Below are 2,336 nucleotides of genomic sequence, written 5' to 3' on the forward strand. Positions count from 1 at the left end.
GCCCTGAGCACCACGATATTCGCGGCGGCCCGCAGCTTCTTGAAGTGGCTGGCGATCGCCTCTTTCCGTTTCTCTTCCATCCATTTCATATAGACCTGCTGTTTGACCTGCTCGTAGGGTATGGGGCGGGGATTGACGAAGTCCTGTACATAGAAGGCGACGAACTGTCCCTGAACCGGAATGATCTGGGTGAACTTCCCTTTGGGCGTCTGGGTCAGCAGGAAAAGAAGCTGCTTGTTGATCCGGTCGGAGCGGACGGTCTGGGCCTGACGGGTCACACCCGGGACCTCGGCCATCGGGTTTTTGATCGCTTCGGCGAGTGCGCGCCGCTCGGGTGCCGAGTACTGGATCACCTCGATCGCTTCGGGGATCGAAAATTCGTCGATATGGAGCTGGTAGTACTCTTTGAGCGTCTCGTCGCTGGGGGGCTGGATCTTCGTACTCAGAATGCGCTCGTAGAGCTTCTCCTGAAGCAGCTTCTCTTTGACCTGTTTTTTGTACTCTTCCCAGTCGACGCCCCGCTTGGCCATGATGGCGCGCAGTTTCAGCGAATCGATACCGTTTTTCTGGGCGATCTTTTCGATCTCGTTGTTGACGTCGAACTCGTCCACCTGGATGCCCAGACGCTTGAGCTCCTCGTCCTTGAGCTTCTGTTTGATCATGTACTCGACCGCTTTCTCCTTGGGCAGACCCAGCCGCTGCTCGGCCTTGTAGATCTCGTAGAGGGTGATGGGCTGGTCGTCGACGATGATGCTGATGGCGTCCACCAGTCCCGCATGGGCGGCAGTGAAGGCGAAAAGGAGGGTGAAAAGGGCTGTCCGAAGTTTCGAAATCATGATGGTCACGGCCTTGTGAAAGAGATTGTTGTGGATATTTTATCGAAAAGATTCTGCCTTTGGTATAATACCCGCAATTTCATATCAAGGTAGACAAGCATGGTAGTGACACGCTTCGCACCCTCCCCGACGGGATATCTGCACATCGGCGGCCTGAGAACCGCTCTTTACAACTATCTCTGGGCACGCAAAAACGGCGGCGAGTTCAAACTCCGCATCGAAGACACGGACCTGAGCCGAAACTCCGCCGAGGCGACGAAAAAGATCATCGAAGCCTTCGAATGGGTCGGCATGGATTACGACGGCGAGCCGGTCTATCAGTCGGATCGCTTCGATCTTTATAAAAGCTACATCCTGAAGCTCCTGGATGAGGGGAAAGCCTACAAATGCTACATGACCAAAGAGGAGCTCGACAAGCTGCGCGAGGAGCAGATGGCCCGCAAGGAGCGCCCCCGCTACGACGGCCGCTATCGCGACTTCACCGGCACGCCTCCGGAGGGCGTGGAGCCGGTCATCCGCATCAAGGCGCCCCTGGAGGGGGAGATCGTCTTCGAAGACGGCATCAAAGGAACCATCACGATCAAAGCCAGCGAGGTGGACGACTTCATCATCGCACGCAGCGACGGTACGCCGACCTACAACTTCGTCGTGGCCATCGACGACGCCCTGATGGGGATGACCGACGTGATCCGCGGCGACGACCACCTCTACAACACCCCGAAACAGATCATCGTCTACGAAGCGCTGGGGTTCAAACTCCCCCGCTTCTACCACGTGCCGATGATACTGGGACCCGACGGCAAGAAGCTCTCCAAACGCCACGGCGCCACCGACGTCATGGAGTACAAGGCCCAGGGTTTCCTCCCCGAAGCGCTGCTCAACTTTCTGGTGCGTCTGGGATGGAGCCACGGCGATCAGGAGATCTTCACCCTCGAAGAGATGCTCGAGCATTTCGATCCCTCCGACATCAACGCCTCCGCCAGCCAGTACAATCCCGACAAGCTTCTGTGGCTCAACGCCCACTACATCAAGAACAGTTCCAACGAGCGGCTGGCGAAACTGCTCGAGGATTTCGGCCTCTATCTGCTGAGCCACGACAAAAGGGAGATCCTGCTGGATATCTTCAAGGAGCGCTGCAAAACCGTCAAAGAGATCGCCGAACAGATCAAAGAGGTCCTCGAAACGCCGGAAAGCTACGACGAAAAGGCGATCAAGAAGGCGATGAAGGGAAACGCCGCGGAGATTCTCGAAGCCTTCGCCCAAAAGATCGAAACGGCCGGTGAGCTGCACCTGCCCACCGACTACCACGCCCTGATGGAAGCCTTCGTCGAGGAGATGGAGATAGGGTTCGGGAAGATCGGCATGCCCCTGCGCGTCGCCCTGATCGGCCGTCTGGGCGGCCCCGACCTCAGCGATGTCATGAGCATCATCGGCAAAGAGGAGACGCTACTGCGTATCCGCCGCCTTCTCGATTTCGCAAAAGCGTCTAACGCCTCCTGA

Annotated in this window: 2 protein-coding genes; one reads left to right on the top strand and one right to left on the bottom strand. The window is 57.3% G+C overall.

The window, feature by feature from the left end:
- A partial coding sequence (locus Q1K23_RS04675) for a peptidylprolyl isomerase (protein ID WP_300362852.1) occupies positions 1 to 836 on the bottom strand: 836 nt, incomplete at its 3' end.
- A gap of 99 nt (positions 837 to 935) precedes the next feature.
- Between Q1K23_RS04675 and gltX the strand changes: the two genes are divergently transcribed.
- The gene (gene gltX / locus Q1K23_RS04680) at positions 936 to 2,336 is read left to right on the top strand and encodes a glutamate--tRNA ligase (RefSeq protein ID WP_300362853.1); all 1,401 of its coding nucleotides are present in this window, start codon (positions 936 to 938) and stop codon (positions 2,334 to 2,336) included.

Source organism: Hydrogenimonas sp. (assembly GCF_029933015.1).
Taxonomy (GTDB): Bacteria; Campylobacterota; Campylobacteria; order Campylobacterales; family Hydrogenimonadaceae; genus Hydrogenimonas.

What these genes read in the sequence shown, in the direction of transcription:
- gltX (WP_300362853.1), top strand. Translation starts at nt 936, where the DNA reads ATGGTAGTGACACGCTTCGCACCCTCCCCGACGGGATATCTGCACATC.